Source organism: Rhodanobacter sp. Root480, assembly GCF_001426645.1.
Taxonomy (GTDB): Bacteria; Pseudomonadota; Gammaproteobacteria; order Xanthomonadales; family Rhodanobacteraceae; genus Rhodanobacter; species Rhodanobacter ginsenosidimutans.
In genome coordinates, this window is record NZ_LMEX01000001.1 from 124,354 (window position 1) to 140,480 (window position 16,127).

The 16,127-nt window shown below is 68.3% G+C and carries 13 protein-coding genes; 2 read left to right on the top strand and 11 right to left on the bottom strand.

Features of this window, described 5'->3' with window-relative positions; all coding sequences use genetic code 11:
• Window positions 1-119: 119 nt before the first annotated feature.
• Both ASD22_RS00630 and dapE read left to right on the top strand, forming a co-directional pair.
• A complete protein-coding gene (locus ASD22_RS00630; RefSeq protein ID WP_056077556.1) occupies window positions 120-1,184 on the top strand; it encodes a VIT1/CCC1 transporter family protein in 1,065 nt (354 codons plus the stop codon).
• A 66-nt stretch (window positions 1,185-1,250) separates the two neighbouring features.
• The gene (gene dapE / locus ASD22_RS00635; protein ID WP_056077557.1) at window positions 1,251-2,381 is read left to right on the top strand and encodes a succinyl-diaminopimelate desuccinylase; all 1,131 of its coding nucleotides are present in this window, start codon (window positions 1,251-1,253) and stop codon (window positions 2,379-2,381) included.
• 20 nt (window positions 2,382-2,401) lie between these two features.
• Here dapE and tatA read toward each other — a convergent pair whose 3' ends face one another.
• From tatA to ASD22_RS00690, 11 genes are all read right to left on the bottom strand, one after another.
• Complete coding sequence (gene tatA, locus ASD22_RS00640; protein ID WP_056077560.1) at window positions 2,402-2,593, bottom strand: twin-arginine translocase TatA/TatE family subunit; 192 nt, start codon at window positions 2,591-2,593, stop codon at window positions 2,402-2,404.
• A 15-nt stretch (window positions 2,594-2,608) separates the two neighbouring features.
• On the bottom strand, window positions 2,609-3,250 hold the full coding sequence (locus ASD22_RS00645; protein ID WP_056077563.1) for a nitrous oxide reductase accessory protein NosL: 642 nt from the start codon (window positions 3,248-3,250) through the stop codon (window positions 2,609-2,611).
• 12 nt (window positions 3,251-3,262) lie between these two features.
• The gene (locus ASD22_RS00650; RefSeq protein WP_056077568.1) at window positions 3,263-4,096 is read right to left on the bottom strand and encodes an ABC transporter permease subunit; all 834 of its coding nucleotides are present in this window, start codon (window positions 4,094-4,096) and stop codon (window positions 3,263-3,265) included.
• Window positions 4,093-5,022, bottom strand: a complete 930-nt coding sequence (locus tag ASD22_RS00655) for an ABC transporter ATP-binding protein (RefSeq protein ID WP_056077571.1) — start codon at window positions 5,020-5,022, stop codon at window positions 4,093-4,095. Before ASD22_RS00655 ends, ASD22_RS00650 begins: the two co-directional genes overlap by 4 nt.
• Window positions 5,019-6,284, bottom strand: coding sequence for a nitrous oxide reductase family maturation protein NosD (locus ASD22_RS00660; RefSeq protein WP_056077574.1), 1,266 nt, complete (start codon window positions 6,282-6,284; stop codon window positions 5,019-5,021). The genes ASD22_RS00655 and ASD22_RS00660 overlap by 4 nt, the downstream gene beginning before the upstream one ends.
• 54 nt (window positions 6,285-6,338) lie before the next feature.
• Complete coding sequence (nosZ, locus tag ASD22_RS00665; RefSeq protein WP_056077575.1) at window positions 6,339-8,282, bottom strand: TAT-dependent nitrous-oxide reductase; 1,944 nt, start codon at window positions 8,280-8,282, stop codon at window positions 6,339-6,341.
• A gap of 34 nt (window positions 8,283-8,316) precedes the next feature.
• The gene (locus tag ASD22_RS00670; protein WP_056077578.1) at window positions 8,317-10,506 is read right to left on the bottom strand and encodes a NosR/NirI family protein; all 2,190 of its coding nucleotides are present in this window, start codon (window positions 10,504-10,506) and stop codon (window positions 8,317-8,319) included.
• Complete coding sequence (locus ASD22_RS00675) at window positions 10,506-11,573, bottom strand: FAD:protein FMN transferase (RefSeq protein WP_056077581.1); 1,068 nt, start codon at window positions 11,571-11,573, stop codon at window positions 10,506-10,508. The genes ASD22_RS00670 and ASD22_RS00675 overlap by 1 nt, the downstream gene beginning before the upstream one ends.
• 46 nt (window positions 11,574-11,619) lie before the next feature.
• On the bottom strand, window positions 11,620-12,696 hold the full coding sequence (locus ASD22_RS00680) for an NAD(P)/FAD-dependent oxidoreductase (RefSeq protein WP_056080719.1): 1,077 nt from the start codon (window positions 12,694-12,696) through the stop codon (window positions 11,620-11,622).
• Between the two features lie 151 nt (window positions 12,697-12,847).
• Window positions 12,848-15,253, bottom strand: a complete 2,406-nt coding sequence (locus tag ASD22_RS00685; protein ID WP_056077584.1) for a penicillin acylase family protein — start codon at window positions 15,251-15,253, stop codon at window positions 12,848-12,850.
• Complete coding sequence (locus tag ASD22_RS00690; protein ID WP_056077587.1) at window positions 15,253-16,041, bottom strand: phosphodiester glycosidase family protein; 789 nt, start codon at window positions 16,039-16,041, stop codon at window positions 15,253-15,255. The genes ASD22_RS00685 and ASD22_RS00690 overlap by 1 nt, the downstream gene beginning before the upstream one ends.
• Between the last annotated feature and the right edge of the window lie 86 nt (window positions 16,042-16,127).

The following is a 16,127-nucleotide window of genomic DNA, read 5'->3' on the forward strand; positions in this document are numbered from 1 at the left end:
GGGCGCGGATCGATCACGCAAGTGATTGGTCCGCGTGAGCGCTTCCGGGCCTGTGCCGGAAGCGCGATAGAGAAAAACCACAGGAAGTGGTTTTYCTCACAAACTCTGAGTTGACGGATATGAGCACCCACCGGGTCCGGCGCTATCGCAACAACCTGCGCATCGAGCGCGACAACGCCGCGCTGTATGGACGGCTGGCCGAGCTGGCCACCGATGCCAGGCTGGCGCGGGCCTATCGACGCATTGCCGAGGGCGAAACCGTCAACGCCGGCTTCTGGGAAGCGCGCCTGCGCGAGCTTGGTGAAACGGTGCCCCCGGCACATGTCGGCTTGCGCGTTCGCGCCCTGAGCGCGTTTGCGCGTCGCTTCGGCACCGAGTTCGTGATGCCTACCGTGGTGCGGCTGGAACATGCCGACCACGAATCCACGCCGGTGGACCGCAACCGCCATCGCGATCATTTCATTCCCCGGGACGAACACGGCGTGCACGGTCGGCGCGACCGTCCGCAAAGTGGCAACACGTTGCGCGCGGCGGTGCTGGGCGCCAACGACGGGCTGGTTTCCAACGTCAGCCTGGTGATGGGCATGGCCGGTGCGGCGTCGGGTGATCGCGCCGTGCTGCTGGCGGGTCTTGCCGGTCTGGTTGCTGGTGCCTGTTCGATGGCGCTCGGCGAGTGGCTTTCAGTCAACAGCTCGCGTGAGTTCTACCAGGCGCAGATCACCGAGCGAGCCGAGCGGCTGGCGGTGTCGCCGGAAGACGGCTTGCGCCACATCACCGGCATCTATCAGGAGAAGGGGCTCGACCCCGCCGCCGCCGCGCATCTGGCCGGCCACGTCACCGAAACCCCGCGCGCGGCGCTGGACATGCTGGTGCGCGAGGATCTGGGCGTCGACCCCAGCGAACTGGGCGGCTCGGCCTGGGGCGCGGCCATTTCGTCGTTCTGCCTGTTCGCCTGCGGCGCGCTGTTTCCGGTGGCGCCGTACTTTTTCCTGGGCGGCCGGGCTGCGCTGCTTGCCAGCGCCTGCTCCACGGCCGCCGGGCTTGCCCTGATCGGTATTGGCACCTCGCTGTTCACTGGGCGCAGCATGCTGTTCTCGATCGCACGCCAGTTCGCGATCACCGCCGCCGCCGCCGCGGTCACCTATGCGGTGGGACACGTACTGGGCGTGGTGGTGGCCGGCTGAGGCAACGCCGCGTCGCACGCTTGATATGCTGCGACTTTCCTTTTTCCGCCGCCTTTGCGAGAGCGCATGTCCGCCGTCTTCGATCTCACCTGCGATTTGATCCGCCGCCGCTCGGTCACGCCCGATGACGCCGGTTGCCTGCCATTGATTGCCGAGCGCCTCGAGCGCGTGGGCTTTCGCATCGAACACCTGCGTTACGGCGACGTCGACAACCTGTGGGCCACCCACGGCAATGCCGGCCCCACGCTGGCCTTCCTGGGTCACACCGACGTGGTGCCCAGCGGTCCGGAAGCTTCCTGGCAAAGTCCGCCATTCGAACCCTCCGTTCGGGATGGCCGTCTATACGGCCGTGGTGCCGCCGACATGAAGGGTTCGGTGGCGGCGATGGTGGTGGCGCTGGAGCAGTTCGTGGCGGCCCATCCGCAACATCGCGGTCGGGTGGGCTTGTTGCTGACCAGCGACGAGGAAGGCGTGGCGATCGACGGTGTGCGCAAGGTGGCCGACCGGTTCCGCGAGATCGGCGAAAAGATCGACTGGTGCGTGGTGGGCGAGCCGTCCGCGAAGGAAAAACTGGGCGACCTGATCCGGGTCGGCCGCCGCGGCTCGCTGTCGGCCACGCTCACCGTGCGCGGTGTGCAAGGCCACGTGGCCTATCCGGAAAAGGCGCTGAACCCGATCCACGCGCTGGCGCCGGCCCTGGCCGAGTTGACCGCCGAGCGCTGGGACGAGGGCAACGTGGATTTCCCGCCCACTTCGATGCAGGTGTCCAACATCAACGCCGGCACCGGCGCCAACAATGTCATCCCCGGCACGCTCACGGCGCTGTTCAATTTCCGCTACAGCACGGCCAGCCGCGCCGATGACCTGCGCGCGCGCAGCGAGGCGATCCTGCGGCGGCACGGCGTGGATTTCCATATCGACTGGCATCTCTCCGGTGAGCCCTTCCTCACACCTGTTGGTGGACTGTTGCGTGAAACCGTGGCGGCGGTGTGCCGTGATCTTTGCGGCATCGAGCCGGAACAGAGCACCGGCGGCGGGACCTCCGACGGCCGCTTCATCGCACCGCTGGGTGCCGAAGTCGTCGAACTGGGCCCGGTCAACGCCACCATCCACAAGGTGGACGAGTGCGTGGATGTGGCGGAACTCGACCAATTGCCGGCGTTGTATCGCACGGTGTGCGAGCGGTTGCTGGGGTAATCACCGAAGGCGCGTCGTCGTCAGCGCGGATCTTTCGGTGACGCCGGTTGTTCGGCGGCATCGCCCGATGCGTCGCTCTTGAGTCCCCTGCGGAAACCGGCGATGGCGCCGCCGAGGTCGCGGCCCGCGTTGCGCAGCCTGCCGGTGCCGAACAACAGCAGTACCAGTACCAGCAGCACGATCCAGTGCGAAAAACTGTTCAGTCCGAGCATGTTCGGGGCTCCCCGTTAGGGATGGTCGTGTGATTGAGTCGGCGGAAACGCGGGTTGCTTGTGGACCAGCAGGCCCAGCGATCGCGTGGACGGCGCGAGGCATTGCAGGGTGCCGAGACTCGCGGCGACCTGGATTGGGCAACGGTAGTCCAGCCTGGCCACCAGCGCAGGCGTGATCTCGCTGAAACCGAGCACGGCGCCGCCGTGTTCGGCCTTGAACGCTTCCGCCGCCGCGCGGCTGGCGAACGGTGCCAGGGTGGGACCCATCGAGCCGGGCAGCGGTTGCCAGGCCACGTAGGAGGCGGTGCGCGCGTCGATGAAACTGGCGGCGGCGTGAGCGGGTTGTTGCCAGTCGATGCGCGCGCTGTCCTGCACGAACAGTTCCTGCAGTGAAGCCTGATTCTCCGGTTGCAACACGTAGGCGAAAAAGTCGCGGGTGGAATCGAACACCAGCGGTTTGGCGCGACCGCTGACCCAGGCTTCGGCGCGCGGGCCGGGCGAGCCGTCCAGGTACATGCCGCATACCGCGCAGGCATCGTCCGCGTGGGTGTCGACGGCATGATGTGCAGGTGTGGGGCTGCCGCCGCACCCGGCGAGCAGGGCCAGCGCCAGCACGAAGGCGGCGCGGCGCAGTGTGGTGATCGGCGGGCAGGGCATGCGCGGACTCCTTCAGATTTCCTTGCGCCGGAACGCGAGCATCGCCCACGCGAACGGCGCCACCGCCCAGCCCAGCAACAGTGCGTAGAGCAGGGCGGGCGAGTAGTTGTGGTGGGCGGTCATGCCGGTCAGCAGGTCGTTGCCGGCGCCGTCGCCCAGCGCGGTGAGGTTGACCAGGCGGAACACGTCCACCGGATTGAACAGCAGCAGGTACGGATACACCGCGCGCTCGAGCGGGTTGCCACCGCTGACCACCAGTAACGCCAGCAGCGCGAGGTCGAACAGCACCACGCTGACCAGCCAGCCGACCAGCGCCAGTCCGGCGGCGCGGGATTTGTCGGCCGTCTGCACGCTGATCAGGCAGGCCAGCCCGACGAAACTGGCGCCGAGCAGCGAGGCGCTGAGGATGAAGCGGCCGATCTGCAGCCACGCCTGCATCGTCTGCGCCGGCGGCTGCATCCACTGCATGATCGCCACCGCCAGCCCGAAGCCGGCCAGCGTGGCGGCGGCCAACGCGCCGCAGTGGCCGAGAAACTTGCCGGCCACCAGTTGCCCGCGCGAGAGTGGATAGCTGAGCATCAGCAGCAAGGTGCCGTCGTCGCGCTCGCCGACGATGCTGCCGTAGGCGATCAGCAGGCCGATCAGCGGGATCACGAACGCGCCCAGCGTGGTCAGGCTGGCCAGCGTGGCGTCGAACGAGGTGAAGCCCACGCGCCCGGCCGCCGCGCTGCCGAACCAGGCGATGCCTAATGCCAGCAGGGCGAACAGGATGGTCAGCGCGATCGTCCAGCGGTTGCGGAAGTCGTCGCGGAATTCCTTGGCGGCGACGGTGAGGATCGGGTTCATGCGGCCACCTCCGCGGTGGATGGCGGGCCGGCGCCGAGCCAGTCGTAGAGTTGTGCCAGGGTGGGTTCGCGCACGTCGAGGTCGACGATCGCCGGGTCGGCCAGCAGCTCGCGCAGCACGCGCAGCTTGCCGGCGCGCGGCACCTGCAGTTCCAGCCGGCCGTCGGGGCGAGCCTGCGCCGACAGTCCGTTCGTTTCGAGGCGTGCGATCAGTTCAGGCATCGTCTGCTCGCGCGGCCGCAACAGCACTTGCGCCGGCAGCGCGGCCTGATCGCCCAGCGCGTGCAAACTGCCGGCAGCCAGCAGCTTGCCCTGGCGCAGGATCAGCGCGCCGTCGATGTGCGGTTCAAGTTCGGCCAGCAGGTGCGAGGAGACCAGCACACAACGGCCGTCCGCACGCAGCTCGCCGACGATGCGGTACAGCTCGCGCGTCGCCTGCGGGTCGAGGCCGGTGGTCGGCTCGTCCAGCAGCACCAGTTCGGGTGAACCGAGCAGCGCCTGCGCCAGGCCCAGGCGCTGGCGCATGCCCTTCGAATACGTGCCGACGCGTCGGTCGGCGGCGTGCGCCAGGCCGACGCGTTCGAGCAACGTGGCGACCTGCGTGCGTGGTGCCTGCTTCAAGCGCGCCAGGTAGTCGAGCAGTTCACGACCGCTGAGGTTGCCGTAGAAGGTGGCGCTCTCGGGCAGGTAGCCGATGCGCCGGCGCAGCGCGTGCGCGCGCCATGGCGACTGGCCGAGCACTTCAAGCTGGCCGCCGCTGGGCGCGATCAGGCCGAGGATCAACTTGATCAGCGTGGACTTGCCCGCGCCGTTGTGGCCGAGCAGGCCGATCACCTGGCCGCGCGGCACGGTGGCGCTGACGCCATCCAGTGCAGCGAGTTCGCCGTAGCGCTTGGCCAGCGCGTGGCATTCGATCGGGTGGTTCATGGGGTGGCCGGGGTAGCTTTCATCAGCGGGTGGCTGTCCTGCACCGAGGGAGGCGTGAACACCGGGAACGCGCGCTGCACATAGCGCAGCAGCAGCACCGAAGGGCTGGACATCAGGTTGCGCGCGGAAGGGTATTTCCACAGCAGCACGTCGACGCCGTCGTTGGGGCGGAACGGGATGTCGCCGATGCCGTCGGCGTCCAGGTCCCAGCCCAGGTAATCGCTCCAGAAATTGCCGCGGCCGCGCTCGGACCATTCCTGCGCCAGGTTCTGGACGTACTTCACCTGGATGCGGTTGTCCTCGAAGTGGTTGCCCCACAGGCGGTTGTTTTCCGAGCCGGCGGTCACGTGGATGCCGATCTGCGAATCGGCGACGAGGTTGTCGTGAAAGCTGTTGAACTGCGACAGGTAGACGAACAGCCCCTTGCCCTCGGTGCCCTCGATGGTGCCGCCGGCGTCGTCGCTCTGACCCTTGACGCGATACACGCGATTTCCGGCAATCTCGCTGTGCGCGATGTAGTTGAGCAGGAAGCCGTAGGAGGCATCGTCCGCGGAGCTGTTGCCGATCACCTTGAGGTGGTGCGAGGACATGAGCGCATAGCCGGCCAGGTTGCCCCGGCTGACGTTGCCCTGCAGCAGGTTGTCCTGCGAATACATGTAGTGGACGCCGTAGCGCACGTCGTGCACCACATTGCGCGTGATGGTGTTGTGCGAGCTGACGTAGACGTAGATGCCGTCGCGCGAGCCGGCGATGTCGTTGCCATCGATGGTGCAGCCAGTGTCGTTCCACAGGTGGATGCCGTCGCCGCGATCGGCCACGCGCAGCGCGCGCATGCCGCGGATCACGTTGCGTTCCACCCGCACGTTGGCGGCGCCGTCGAGGTAGACGCCGAACAGGCTGTCCTCGATGCGGTTGCCGTCGATGACCACGTCGCGCGCCGTGCGTTCGATGAAGATGCCTGCGTTCATTGCGGTGAGGTCGCTGCCGCTGTGGCGCAAGATGAGGCCGCGCACGGTGACGTTGGCGGCGCTGATGCGCACGATGTCGCCGTAGCCGCCGCCGTCCAGGATGGCGCCAGGTTCGCCGGTCAGCGTGACGGGTTTGTCCAGCTTCAGATGCACCACGTGTACGCCGGCCGGCACGCTGAGCGTGGCACCGGGCGCCGCCGTGGCCACCAGCTGTTCCAGTGATTCGCGCGCGTGCGCTGGCGCCGGCAGCACCAGCGCCAGCATCAGGATCGCGAGGCAACGAAGCGTAATCATGGCCGCGGCCGATCCGGCCGTGCCGCCGCGGGGTGCGCGACGGCACGGCACGGCTCAGGCCTCCACCAGCATCCGCCCGCTCATCTCCATGTGCATCGCATGGCAGAAGAACGTGCAGTAGTACCAGAACACCCCTGCCTTGTCGGCGGTGAAGGTGGCCGAGGCGGTGGCGCCGGGGCTGATCTCCATGTTGATGCCGTAGTTGACGATGCAGAAGCCGTGGCTCACGTCCTCCACCGCGTCGATGTTGGTCACCACCACGGTCACCTCGTCGCCTTTCTTCACCTTGAAGCTGCCCAGGCTGAAGATCGGCGCGGCCGAGGTCATGTAGACGAACACCTTGCGGCCCTCGCGGATGACCTTGCTGTCGGACAGCACGTTGACGCCGTGCTTCTTCGCCATCGCCACCGTTTCGGCGAAGAACGGATCCTCGCGGTCCCAGCTCTTCTTGACCTTGTCGATCAGCAGGCGGCGGTGCAGCAGGATCACGTCGTGCGGCTCGGCGTAGACCGGGCCGTCGGCGACCAGCTTCATGGTCTCGCCGGAGATGTCGAACAGCTGGTCGTTGTCCGGATGCATCGGGCCGGTGGGCAGGAAGCGGTCCTTGGAGAACTTGTTCAGCGACACCAGCCACTTGCCGTCGGCATCGCGCGACTCGCCCATCGAAGTGTGGCAGTGGCCGGGCTGATAGGCCACGTCGACCTTCTGGCGCAGGTAGTTGACCTTCTTGCCGCCGTGGGCGGCGATCGCGTCGGCGATGTTCCACTTGGCGATCTGGCTGTCGATGAACAGCGTGGTATAGGCGTTGCCGCGGCCGTCGTAGGCGGTGTGCAGCGGCCCCAGGCCCAGCTCGGGCTCGGCCACCACCGTATCGCGCGGGTCCTTCAGTTTGCCCGCGAAGCAGTCGTCGATGCGGCTCCACTCGATCACGCTGACGGTGGGCGAGAGCTTGCCGTTGGCCACCACGTACTTGCCGTCGGGGCTGGCGTTGATGCCGTGCGGGTTCTTCGGGATCGGGATGTACAGGGTGAACGAGGAGCCATGGCGACCGTCCAGCACCGGCACCTTGGAGCTGCCGATGGTCTTGAACTTGCCCTGTTTCACCGCCTCCTCGATGCGCGCGATGTTGAACACCACCGCCCAGTCGCGCTCGGCCTGCATGGTGCCGGGCAGATCCAGGCCACCTTCGCTGTTGTAGCAGGTGGAGATCGCGTACTTGCCGGCGTAGTCGGCCTCGGTGTTGTCCAGGTTGCCATCCACCAGCACCTGCCAGGCCACGTCCATGGTGTCGCCGTCGATGGCGCTGAACATGGTCTGGTATTTCTTCGGGTCCTCCAGGTCGTGGCCGTCGTTGGGCGCCGGGACCATGAACTCGCCGTTGGCGAACACGTAGCCGGTGCGCGGCGCGCGCTGCACGCGCAGGCCGTGGATCGACTGCACGTTCGGCACGTCGATGATGCGGTCGGTGCGCATCACGTCGCAGCGAATACGCGCCACGCGGGTATGCGCCTTGTCGTTGATGAAGATGTAGCGGCCGTCGTAGTGGCCGTCGGTCTGGCTCATGTGCGGGTGGTGGCAGTCGCCGCCGGGCGGGAAGTTGGCGCCCAGCACGCGCTTGCTCTCGTTGGTGATGCCCCAGCCGATGGTGAAGTCGGGGTTGAACACCGGGATGCGCATCAGCTCGCGCATCGACGGCAGTCCCATCACGCGCACCTCGCCGGACTGGCCGCCGCTCCAGAAGCCGTAGTATTCGTCGAGCTGGCCGGGCGGCACGTGGTCGGAGGCGGCCTCGTGCTTGCCGTGCTCGCGCTGGCGTTCGCCATCGTGCCCGGCGGCACCTTCCGCGCCGCCGAGGTCACCCTTGCGGCCGCAGCCGGCCAGCGCCAGTCCCGCCGCACCGGCGAGGCCGGCCAGTGCGCTGTTCTTCATGAAGTGGCGACGGGCGGGGTCGGCGCCCTCCGCGTTCGCGTCGGGTTTGTTCTTCGATTCGTCGTGCATGGCTTCTCATCCGCAGAGGGCAGGTGACGTGGGATCAGTCGGCGACGGGCGCCGGCTCTCGGGTTTCCGGCGCGTTTGCCGGGTTAATCAGCACGATCGGCGTGGGCAGCGGTCGCGCAGCGCGTTCGCGCTTCTTGCGTTGCTGCACCACCGGCGGGCATTTGTGGTCGTTGATGCGGGTGACCTGGCAGTCCAGGCAGTAGTGGCATTCGTTGAAGTTGATGCGGCCGTCGGGGCTGATCGCCTTGACCTCGCATTCGTTGGCGCAGACCTGGCAGGGGCTGCCGCACTCCGGTCGCCGGCGCAGCCACTCGAACAGCCGCCAGCGCCCGGATACCGCCAACCCGGCGCCCAGCGGGCACACGTAACGGCAATAGAACTTGTGGTTGAAGGCGGATACGCCGACCAGCAACACCGCGTAGAGCACGTAGCTCCACGAGCGCGCGAAGTGCAGGGTGATCGCGGTCTTGAACGGCTCGACCTCGGCGTAATGTTCGGCCGTGTTGAGCGACTGCAGCGACATGCCGAACAGCACCAGCAGGATCACGTACTTCAGCGCCCACAGCCGCTCGTGCACCACGCGGGGAAACTCGAACTGCGGCACACGCAGCCGCTTGGCGAGCTTGCCCACCAGCTCCTGCAGCGCGCCGAACGGGCACAGCCAGCCGCAGTACACGCCGCGCCCGAGCAGCAGCAAGGTAGCGGCCACGAACACCCACAGGATGAAGATCATCGGGTCCATCAGGAAGGTTTCCCAATGGAAGCCGTGCAGCAGCGACTGCACGAAGGTGAAGATGTTCACCACCGACAACTGCGCCAGCTCGTACCAGCCAATGAACACCAGCGTGTAGATCAGGAAGCCCGTGCGCACGCGTTCGAGCCACACCGGGTACTTCACGATCCAGTCCTGGAACAGCAGGATCAACGTGAGCACGGTCAGCCCGGCCAGCAACACGGCGATGTCGATGCGCCGGCCGTACCAGATCTTCTGCCACAGCGCGGCGTTGGCCGGCAGCGCGCTGGACTGCGACTCGGCGCTGCTCTCCGGCCGGGTGGTGTAGACCGCCGGCATGCGGTAGTCGCGGGTGAAGGTGTGGTAGATGCTCTGCAGCGGGCCGACCTGGCGATTCACCATCAGCTGCAGCGTCCACGGCCGGGTCGCGTCGAAGCCGCTGCCGCCGTTGCGCACGATGAAGATCGCCTGCTCGGCGAAACCGGGTTTGCCGCGCAGCGGGGTATCGTTCAACGGCACCAGGTCGGTGTCCTTGAACAGCACCAGCTTGCCGTCCTGCAGCACGTGCACGCGGTCGAAGATGCCGCCGCGCACGTAGCCCACGCCCTTGAACGAATAGATGCCGTTGGCCATCACCGCGATCGCCGAATCGCCGGGCTTGAGCTGCTTCATCAGGTCGGCGTGGGCGTCCGCGCCGAGCAGGTTGCGGCCCACCGTGGGCGGGGTGACGTCGGCGAAGTACAGGTCGATGAAGACATCGTCCTCGTGGCCGGGCGCCGGCGCGGTGGCGTCGTCGACCATGCCGCTCTCCGGCTGGCCCTTGAACGCGTCGGTGATCGCCTGGCGCTTGAGCTGCAGGTGGCCGATCGCGCCGTTGCCGGTCAGCGTGTCCCAGTCGGCCGGCTGGTAGTAGTCGGTGCGCACGGCGGCGGCGTTGGCGTCGGTGTCGGTCGCGTCGGCGATCAGCTTGCGCGAGGCGGCCACCTTCAGCGCCGAGTTCATGATGGTCTCGTTGACCACCATCGAAGTCACCGTGGCGCTGCTGATCGCGTCGATGCGCACGCTGCCGCTGGCACCGCCGCCGACCACGATCTGGTCGTCCACGCGATGGCCGATGTAGCGCGCCACGAAGTCGTACAGCTTCTGCACCGGGATGCCGACCAGCAGGATCGGCTCGTGCTGCTCCAGCACGCGCGCGTCGCGGATGCTGCCGTCGGTGCCGATCGACACCAGCAGGTTGATCGGCGCGCCCGAGTACGCGGGCACCGGCGCCACCATCACCGTCTCGAACACGTAGCCGATGATCTCGTCACCCTGGTAAACGGCGGCCGCCGGCGGTGTGCCTTCGATGTCGCCGTAGCGGGTGGCCTGCGGAAACACCTCGTGCAACTGCGGATGCTTCGCATCGATGCCGGCCAGCGTCGCGGGTGCCAGCAACAGCAGGCACAGCGCCAGCAGCACGCGGGTGATGAGCGGACGCGGCACGCGCATCACACGCGCTCTGCCGTGCCGGCGATCAGCGGCAGTTCGCGCGAGCGCCAGCGCTGCTCGCCGGTGCGCGAGAACGCCAGCCACTGCTGATCCTGCGCGTCCATCAGCGCGGACAAGCGCGGCAGCTCCAGCGAGAACGCCGCCGTGCTCATGCCGTCGGCCAGTACCGAACGCGGCGCCATCACGGTCACGCTGGAATAGCTTTGCGGCGACCAGCCGGTGCGCGGGTTGACGATATGGAACAGGCGCCGGTCGGCGGAGAAGAACACGCGGTAGTTGCCCGAGGTCGACAGCGCCGCGTTGCGCAATTGCAGCACCGCCGCCACGCGGCCGACGTCGCGTGGATCGACGATGCCGACGTTCCAGTGCCGCGCGGGATCGTTGCCACTGATCGCGTGGATGTCGCCACCGGCGTCGATCAGGGCGTACTCGATGCCGGCGCCGCGCAGCGCGGCGATGCCCTGGTCGACCACGTGGCCCTTGGCGATGCCGTCCAGTGTGACGGCCATGCCCGGGCGCAGCAGCCGCGCGCCGCGCGCATCGAGTACGAGGCCGCGGTAACCGACCAGCGCATCGCGGTCTTCGGCCACGCGCTGCTCGTGCGCGTCGGTGTGGCTCGCACCGCGCAGCGTCTCGAAGTAGCGCAGCACCGGCAGCACGGTCGGGTCGAACGCGCCATCGGTCAGTCGCGACAGCGCCAGTGCCTGGCGCAGCACCGCATCCAGTTGCGCGGGCACCTGCGCCAGCTGGCCGTCGCGGTTCAGCTGCGCCAGCGGACCGGCCGGGTCGAAGCGGGTCAGCTGCGCGGCGGTTGCGGCCATGCGCGCGAACGCCGCTTCGATCGCCGCGCCGGCCGCCTGCACGTCGTCGGCCAGGCAGGTCACCGCCACGGACGTCTGCATCAGCGTGCGTTCGCGGCGCACCTGCCACAGGTTCTGCTTGCGCTTGAGCACCGCCCAGCCGCCGCCAGCCAGCAGGCCGCCGGCGATGGCGAGCTGGCCGGCCTGCTTCAGCCAGCGCCGGCGGTCGGGCGAGCGCAGGTCGTCGGGGGCGGAGGGGCGGTACATGGGATGTCTCCCGGGGTGAGTGGTTGAGCGCGTGCGATGGGCGAGGTCAGGCCGTGGCAGCCACGCGTGGCTGCGGCTCGGCGACGACGGCATCGCGCTCGGCGTCGCGCACGCCCAGGCGCCGCTGCAGGGCGGGGCTGGTGGTCGTGTATTGCAGGTTCACCTTGTCGCCGGGATGCAGGTACGCGTGCACGGCGAACGCGCACAGCGCACTTTCGTGGAAGCCCGACAGGATCAGCTTCTTCTTGCCCGGGTAGGTGTTGATGTCGCCCACCGCGAAGATGCCGGCCACGGAGGTCTGGAAGGTCGCTGGGTCCACCACCAGTTGCTGGCGTTCCAGTGCCAGCCCCCACTCGGCGATCGGCCCCAGTGCCGGGTGCATGCCCCAGAACACCAGCAGGTGCGAAGCCTCGATGCGCTGGACCATGCCGCTGCGCGTGCGCACGCGTACCTGCGCCAGCGCGTCGCCGATCGTCTCCATGCCGATGATGTCCCCCTCGCAGAACTGCATGCAGCCTTCGTCGCACAGTGCCTGCATGCGCGCCACGCTGGCCGGCGCCGCGCGGAACGTCGAAGAGCGGTGCACCAGCACCACGCTGCGTGCGCGCTCGACCAGGGTCAGTGCCCAGTCCAGCGCGGCGTCGCCGCCGCCGGCGATCACGATGTCCTGGTCGTCGAACAGCGCAGGCCGGGTCACCTTGTAGTGCAACGTGTGGCCCACCAGCGGCGCGGCTTCCGGCAGGTTCAGTGTGCGCGGAGCGAACGCGCCCAGGCCACCGGCGATGATCACCGCGCCCGCGTCGAACACGAGCCCGCCGCTGGTCTGCAGCCGGAAGCGACCGTCCTGCATGCGCTCCAACGCGGTGACGGTGTGGCCCAGGTGGAACTGCGGCGCGAACGGCCGGATCTGCTGCTGCAACCGCTCGACCAACTCGCGCCCGCTGCATGCCGGCACGGCCGGGATGTCGTAGATCGGCTTGTCCGGATACAGCTCGATGCACTGGCCGCCGGCATGCGGCATGGAATCGACCACATGCGTATTCAGCCCGAGCAAACCCAGTTCGAAAACCTGGAACAGGCCGACCGGGCCCGCGCCGATGATGATGGTGTCGCAGCTGATCATGGAACGCATCCTGTGGACGGTGCGGATCATGCGCGCGCGCCAGAGGACAGCTTTTGACTTCAGTCAGATTCGCCCGGGTGATCCGTGCGGTCGAATGACGCAGGAATGGGCCGCCGTGCCGCGGAACTCCGTCGGTGCGGCGTTCAGCGCATCAGCGGGCGAACGGCTGCAGGGTCAGCGTGTGTTGCGTGGTGCCAGGCAGCAGCGGCGTCGGCCTGCCGTTGGCCCAGTCCGCATGGCCGGTGCCGTAGAACGGCGACAGCGGGTGGTCGCTCTGGCCGCCGGGCATTTGCAGGATGCCGTGGTCTTCGTGGCCGGGTGCCACGTCCAGCCGTTCGGAGGCGCCGGACGACGGTGCGGCCACGCGCGGCATGTTGCTGTCGCCGGCTTGCGGTTGCGACGGCATGTCGAGGTAACGGCCCAGCCATGCCGGCAGCGCGGCCGACAGCGGGTGGTTGATCCTGCTGCGGTTGTGTTCGCCCCAGGTGCGGGCGGCGAGGCCACCGGGCTGCTCGCCCAGTTCGGTCGCCACGCGTTTGGCGCTGGCCACCAGCAAGGCGTGCCAGTCGGGGTAGGCAGGATCCAGCAGATACGGCGGTTGCACATGCACCAGCGCCCACACCGCTGCTTCCGCACTGTTTTCGCCGGGCCACGTGAAGTCGCCGTGTTGCTGCGCCACGCGACGGACGAACGGTGCCAGCACGGCCGCGGTCACCTCGTTGCGGAACGCGTGCACCAGCCGGTAGTCCACGCTGCCGACGGAGGCATGGCCATGCCAGTGCGCGGTGAGTTTGCGCAGCTGCTGCAGGTCGGGATCGTTGCTGTCGGCGAGCGCGTTCTGCAGCAGCCCCTGCCAGCGGCTGAGGAAGATCGCGCGGTCATCGAGCTGGATGTCGAGCAGGCTGCCGGGCGTGAAACCGGTGCGCGCGTGCAGGTCGTCGCGGATCTGCTGCGCGCGGGCGCCGAGGTCGTGGCCGCCGTTGCCAAGCAGGGTCAGCGCATCGCCGTCGATGGTGCGGTTGTTGGCGGTCCACAGCCGGCCGCCGGCCGGGTCCTCGATACGCGGGTACTGCGCGGGTTTGGCCCAGCCCTGCCGGCCGCTGCCCGGCTGCGCGCCGTCGACCGGCATGCTGGGGTCGCCGTTGCCGCGCAGGGGCACGCCGATGCCGGCGATCGTCCAGCCGATATGCCCGGCGCTGTCGGCCACCAGCATGTTCTGCACCGGCATGCCGAACTGCGGTGCCAGCGCCAGCGCCGCGTGCGTGCTCGGTGCGCGCTCCATCTGCATCAGCGCCAGGTTGTAGTTGCGCGGCGCGGCGCCGCTCCATTGCAACGCCAGCGGCGTGCCGTCGACATCGCGGCCCATGATCGGGCCCCAGCGTGTGTCCTCGACGGTGAGCAGCGTGTCGGGTTGGCCTTTCACCTGGATGTGTTCGACGTGGCGCTCGATCGTGGCCCAGCCGCCGGGCACCTTGTAGCGGGTGGCGTCGTGCGGATCGCGCTGCACGCGCACCCAGTCCAGCCAGTCGCCATAGCTGTTGGTGAAACCCCAGGCGACCTGGCCGTTCGAGCCGACCACGATGGCCGGCGTGCCGGGCAGGCTCACGCCGTTGACGTCGCGCTGGCCGCCCGGCGCGGTGGGGTCGGGATAACGCAGGCGGGTGCGAAACCAGATGTTGGGCACGCGCAGGCCCAGGTGCATGTCGTTGGCGAGCAGCGCCGCACCGTTGCTGGTGAGCGCACCGGCGACGGCAAAACTGTTGCTGCCGGGGCGCGGCGCATCGAGTGCGGGCGCCAATGCGGCCGTCAGGTCAGTCGGCTTGGCGGGCGCCAGCTGGCGCAGGTCGAATACGCCCGCACCGGGAACCACCGGCGAACGCGACAGCCGCCCGCGCAGCGGCGCCTCCCAATCCGGATCGGGCGACAGCAGAAAATCCACCAGGGCGTCGGGCAGCACCGCACGCATCTGCGCGATGTGCAGCTCGCGCGCGTTGAGGCCGTCGCCGTTGAGGTCGAGATACATGGCGGCAACCAGCAACAGGCTGTCCGGCGACTGCCATGGTTGCGGCTTCGTGCCCAGCAGCAGGTATTCCCATGGCTTCACGCGCAGATCGGCCAGGCCCGCGTTGACGCCGTCGCGGTAGTGGTCGAGTTGCTGCTTCTGCTCTTGCGGCAATTGCGCGTAAGCCGCATCGGCCACCGCGCGCAGGCGATGGCGCCGGTGGTTGAGATCAGTCGGCAATGCGGCCGGCCCGACCAGCGCCGACAATTCGCCGGCGGGCATGCGGCGCATCAGGTCCATCTCGAAGAAGCGCTCCTGCGCATGCACGTAGCCCAGTGCGTAGTCGAGATCGGCGCGGCTCTTGCCGGTGAGCGTCACCGTGCCCAGCGCGTCGCGCTGCACGCTTACCGCTGACTGCAAACCGCCCAGATGCAACGTGCCGTCGAGCCGCGCGCGGCTGCCGGCAAGCGCCCACCACAGCGCGATGCCGGCGATCAGCAACAGCGCCGGAACCGCCAGCGCGAGCCCGCGCCAGACATTGGGTCGCCGCGCCATCACGGCGTGGCGAACACGGCAAAGATGCCTGCGTATGGCTTGACCATGAAGGCCGGTGCGCCGGCGTAACCCTCGTCGTCGACATACATCTGCGAGATGCTGCCGTCGAGGTAGAGCGCGTCGCGGCAGCCGAGCTTGTCGCGAAACAGACGTCCAAACGTGTGGAAGTTGACCGGCGCCTCGCTGACCGCGAACACCACCTCGTACGGGCCGCGGGCGCAGACGCCGCTGCGCCACTTCAGGCTGGCCGAGTCACCCACGAATTGCGGGTTGAGCTTGCCGTCGATCAACAGCATCGGGCCGGACTGGCTGGCCCACTGCACGGGTTTGCCATCCGCCTTGAAATCGGTGCTGGTGCGCACGGCGGCGTGGCCATCCGTATACACGGCGAACACGCCGTTGGGCAGCAGCGAGAAATTGCCCGACGCCGGATTGCCGTGGGCCAGGTTCAGCGGCACCAGCGCCTTGCCGTTTTCCACGTACAGGCCCAGTGGCGCGAACTGCTTGTCGTAGATGCCCGCGTTGGCGGCAAACAACAGGCGCTGGCCGCGTGTCTCGCCCCAACGGCGCAGCGTCTCGATGCTGCCGAACGGCTGGCCGCTGGCCGGTTCGCGCCAGTGCAGGGTCAGCGCATGGCGGTGCAGGTCCAGCCGCACCACGCGATAGTTCTGGCCCTCGAACGCCAGCTCGTCACTGGCCACCGCGCGCGCCCGCGCGGTGCAGCCGGCCAGCAGGGTCAGGAGCAGAAGCACGATGAACACGACGGGCGCGCGGTGCGGGCCGGACATGCGTGAATGGGGTAGCAAACGGAAAGACGACATCCCCCGATGGTCGCCGCCCCGGCTGCCTCCATGCAAGCCCGTCCTTGCGCCGT

Excerpts from the sequence above, each read along its gene's own strand:
- ASD22_RS00690 (WP_056077587.1), bottom strand. The coding sequence starts at position 16,041 with ATGTCCGGCCCGCACCGCGCGCCCGTCGTGTTCATCGTGCTTCTGCTC.
- ASD22_RS00630 (WP_056077556.1), top strand. The coding sequence starts at position 120 with ATGAGCACCCACCGGGTCCGGCGCTATCGCAACAACCTGCGCATCGAG.
- dapE (WP_056077557.1), top strand. The coding sequence starts at position 1,251 with ATGTCCGCCGTCTTCGATCTCACCTGCGATTTGATCCGCCGCCGCTCG.
- ASD22_RS00660 (WP_056077574.1), bottom strand. The coding sequence starts at position 6,284 with ATGATTACGCTTCGTTGCCTCGCGATCCTGATGCTGGCGCTGGTGCTG.
- ASD22_RS00655 (WP_056077571.1), bottom strand. The coding sequence starts at position 5,022 with ATGAACCACCCGATCGAATGCCACGCGCTGGCCAAGCGCTACGGCGAA.
- ASD22_RS00680 (WP_056080719.1), bottom strand. The coding sequence starts at position 12,696 with ATGATCAGCTGCGACACCATCATCATCGGCGCGGGCCCGGTCGGCCTG.
- nosZ (WP_056077575.1), bottom strand. The coding sequence starts at position 8,282 with ATGCACGACGAATCGAAGAACAAACCCGACGCGAACGCGGAGGGCGCC.
- ASD22_RS00675 (WP_056077581.1), bottom strand. The coding sequence starts at position 11,573 with ATGTACCGCCCCTCCGCCCCCGACGACCTGCGCTCGCCCGACCGCCGG.
- ASD22_RS00645 (WP_056077563.1), bottom strand. The coding sequence starts at position 3,250 with ATGCCCTGCCCGCCGATCACCACACTGCGCCGCGCCGCCTTCGTGCTG.
- ASD22_RS00670 (WP_056077578.1), bottom strand. The coding sequence starts at position 10,506 with ATGCGCGTGCCGCGTCCGCTCATCACCCGCGTGCTGCTGGCGCTGTGC.
- tatA (WP_056077560.1), bottom strand. The coding sequence starts at position 2,593 with ATGCTCGGACTGAACAGTTTTTCGCACTGGATCGTGCTGCTGGTACTG.
- ASD22_RS00650 (WP_056077568.1), bottom strand. The coding sequence starts at position 4,096 with ATGAACCCGATCCTCACCGTCGCCGCCAAGGAATTCCGCGACGACTTC.
- ASD22_RS00685 (WP_056077584.1), bottom strand. The coding sequence starts at position 15,253 with ATGGCGCGGCGACCCAATGTCTGGCGCGGGCTCGCGCTGGCGGTTCCG.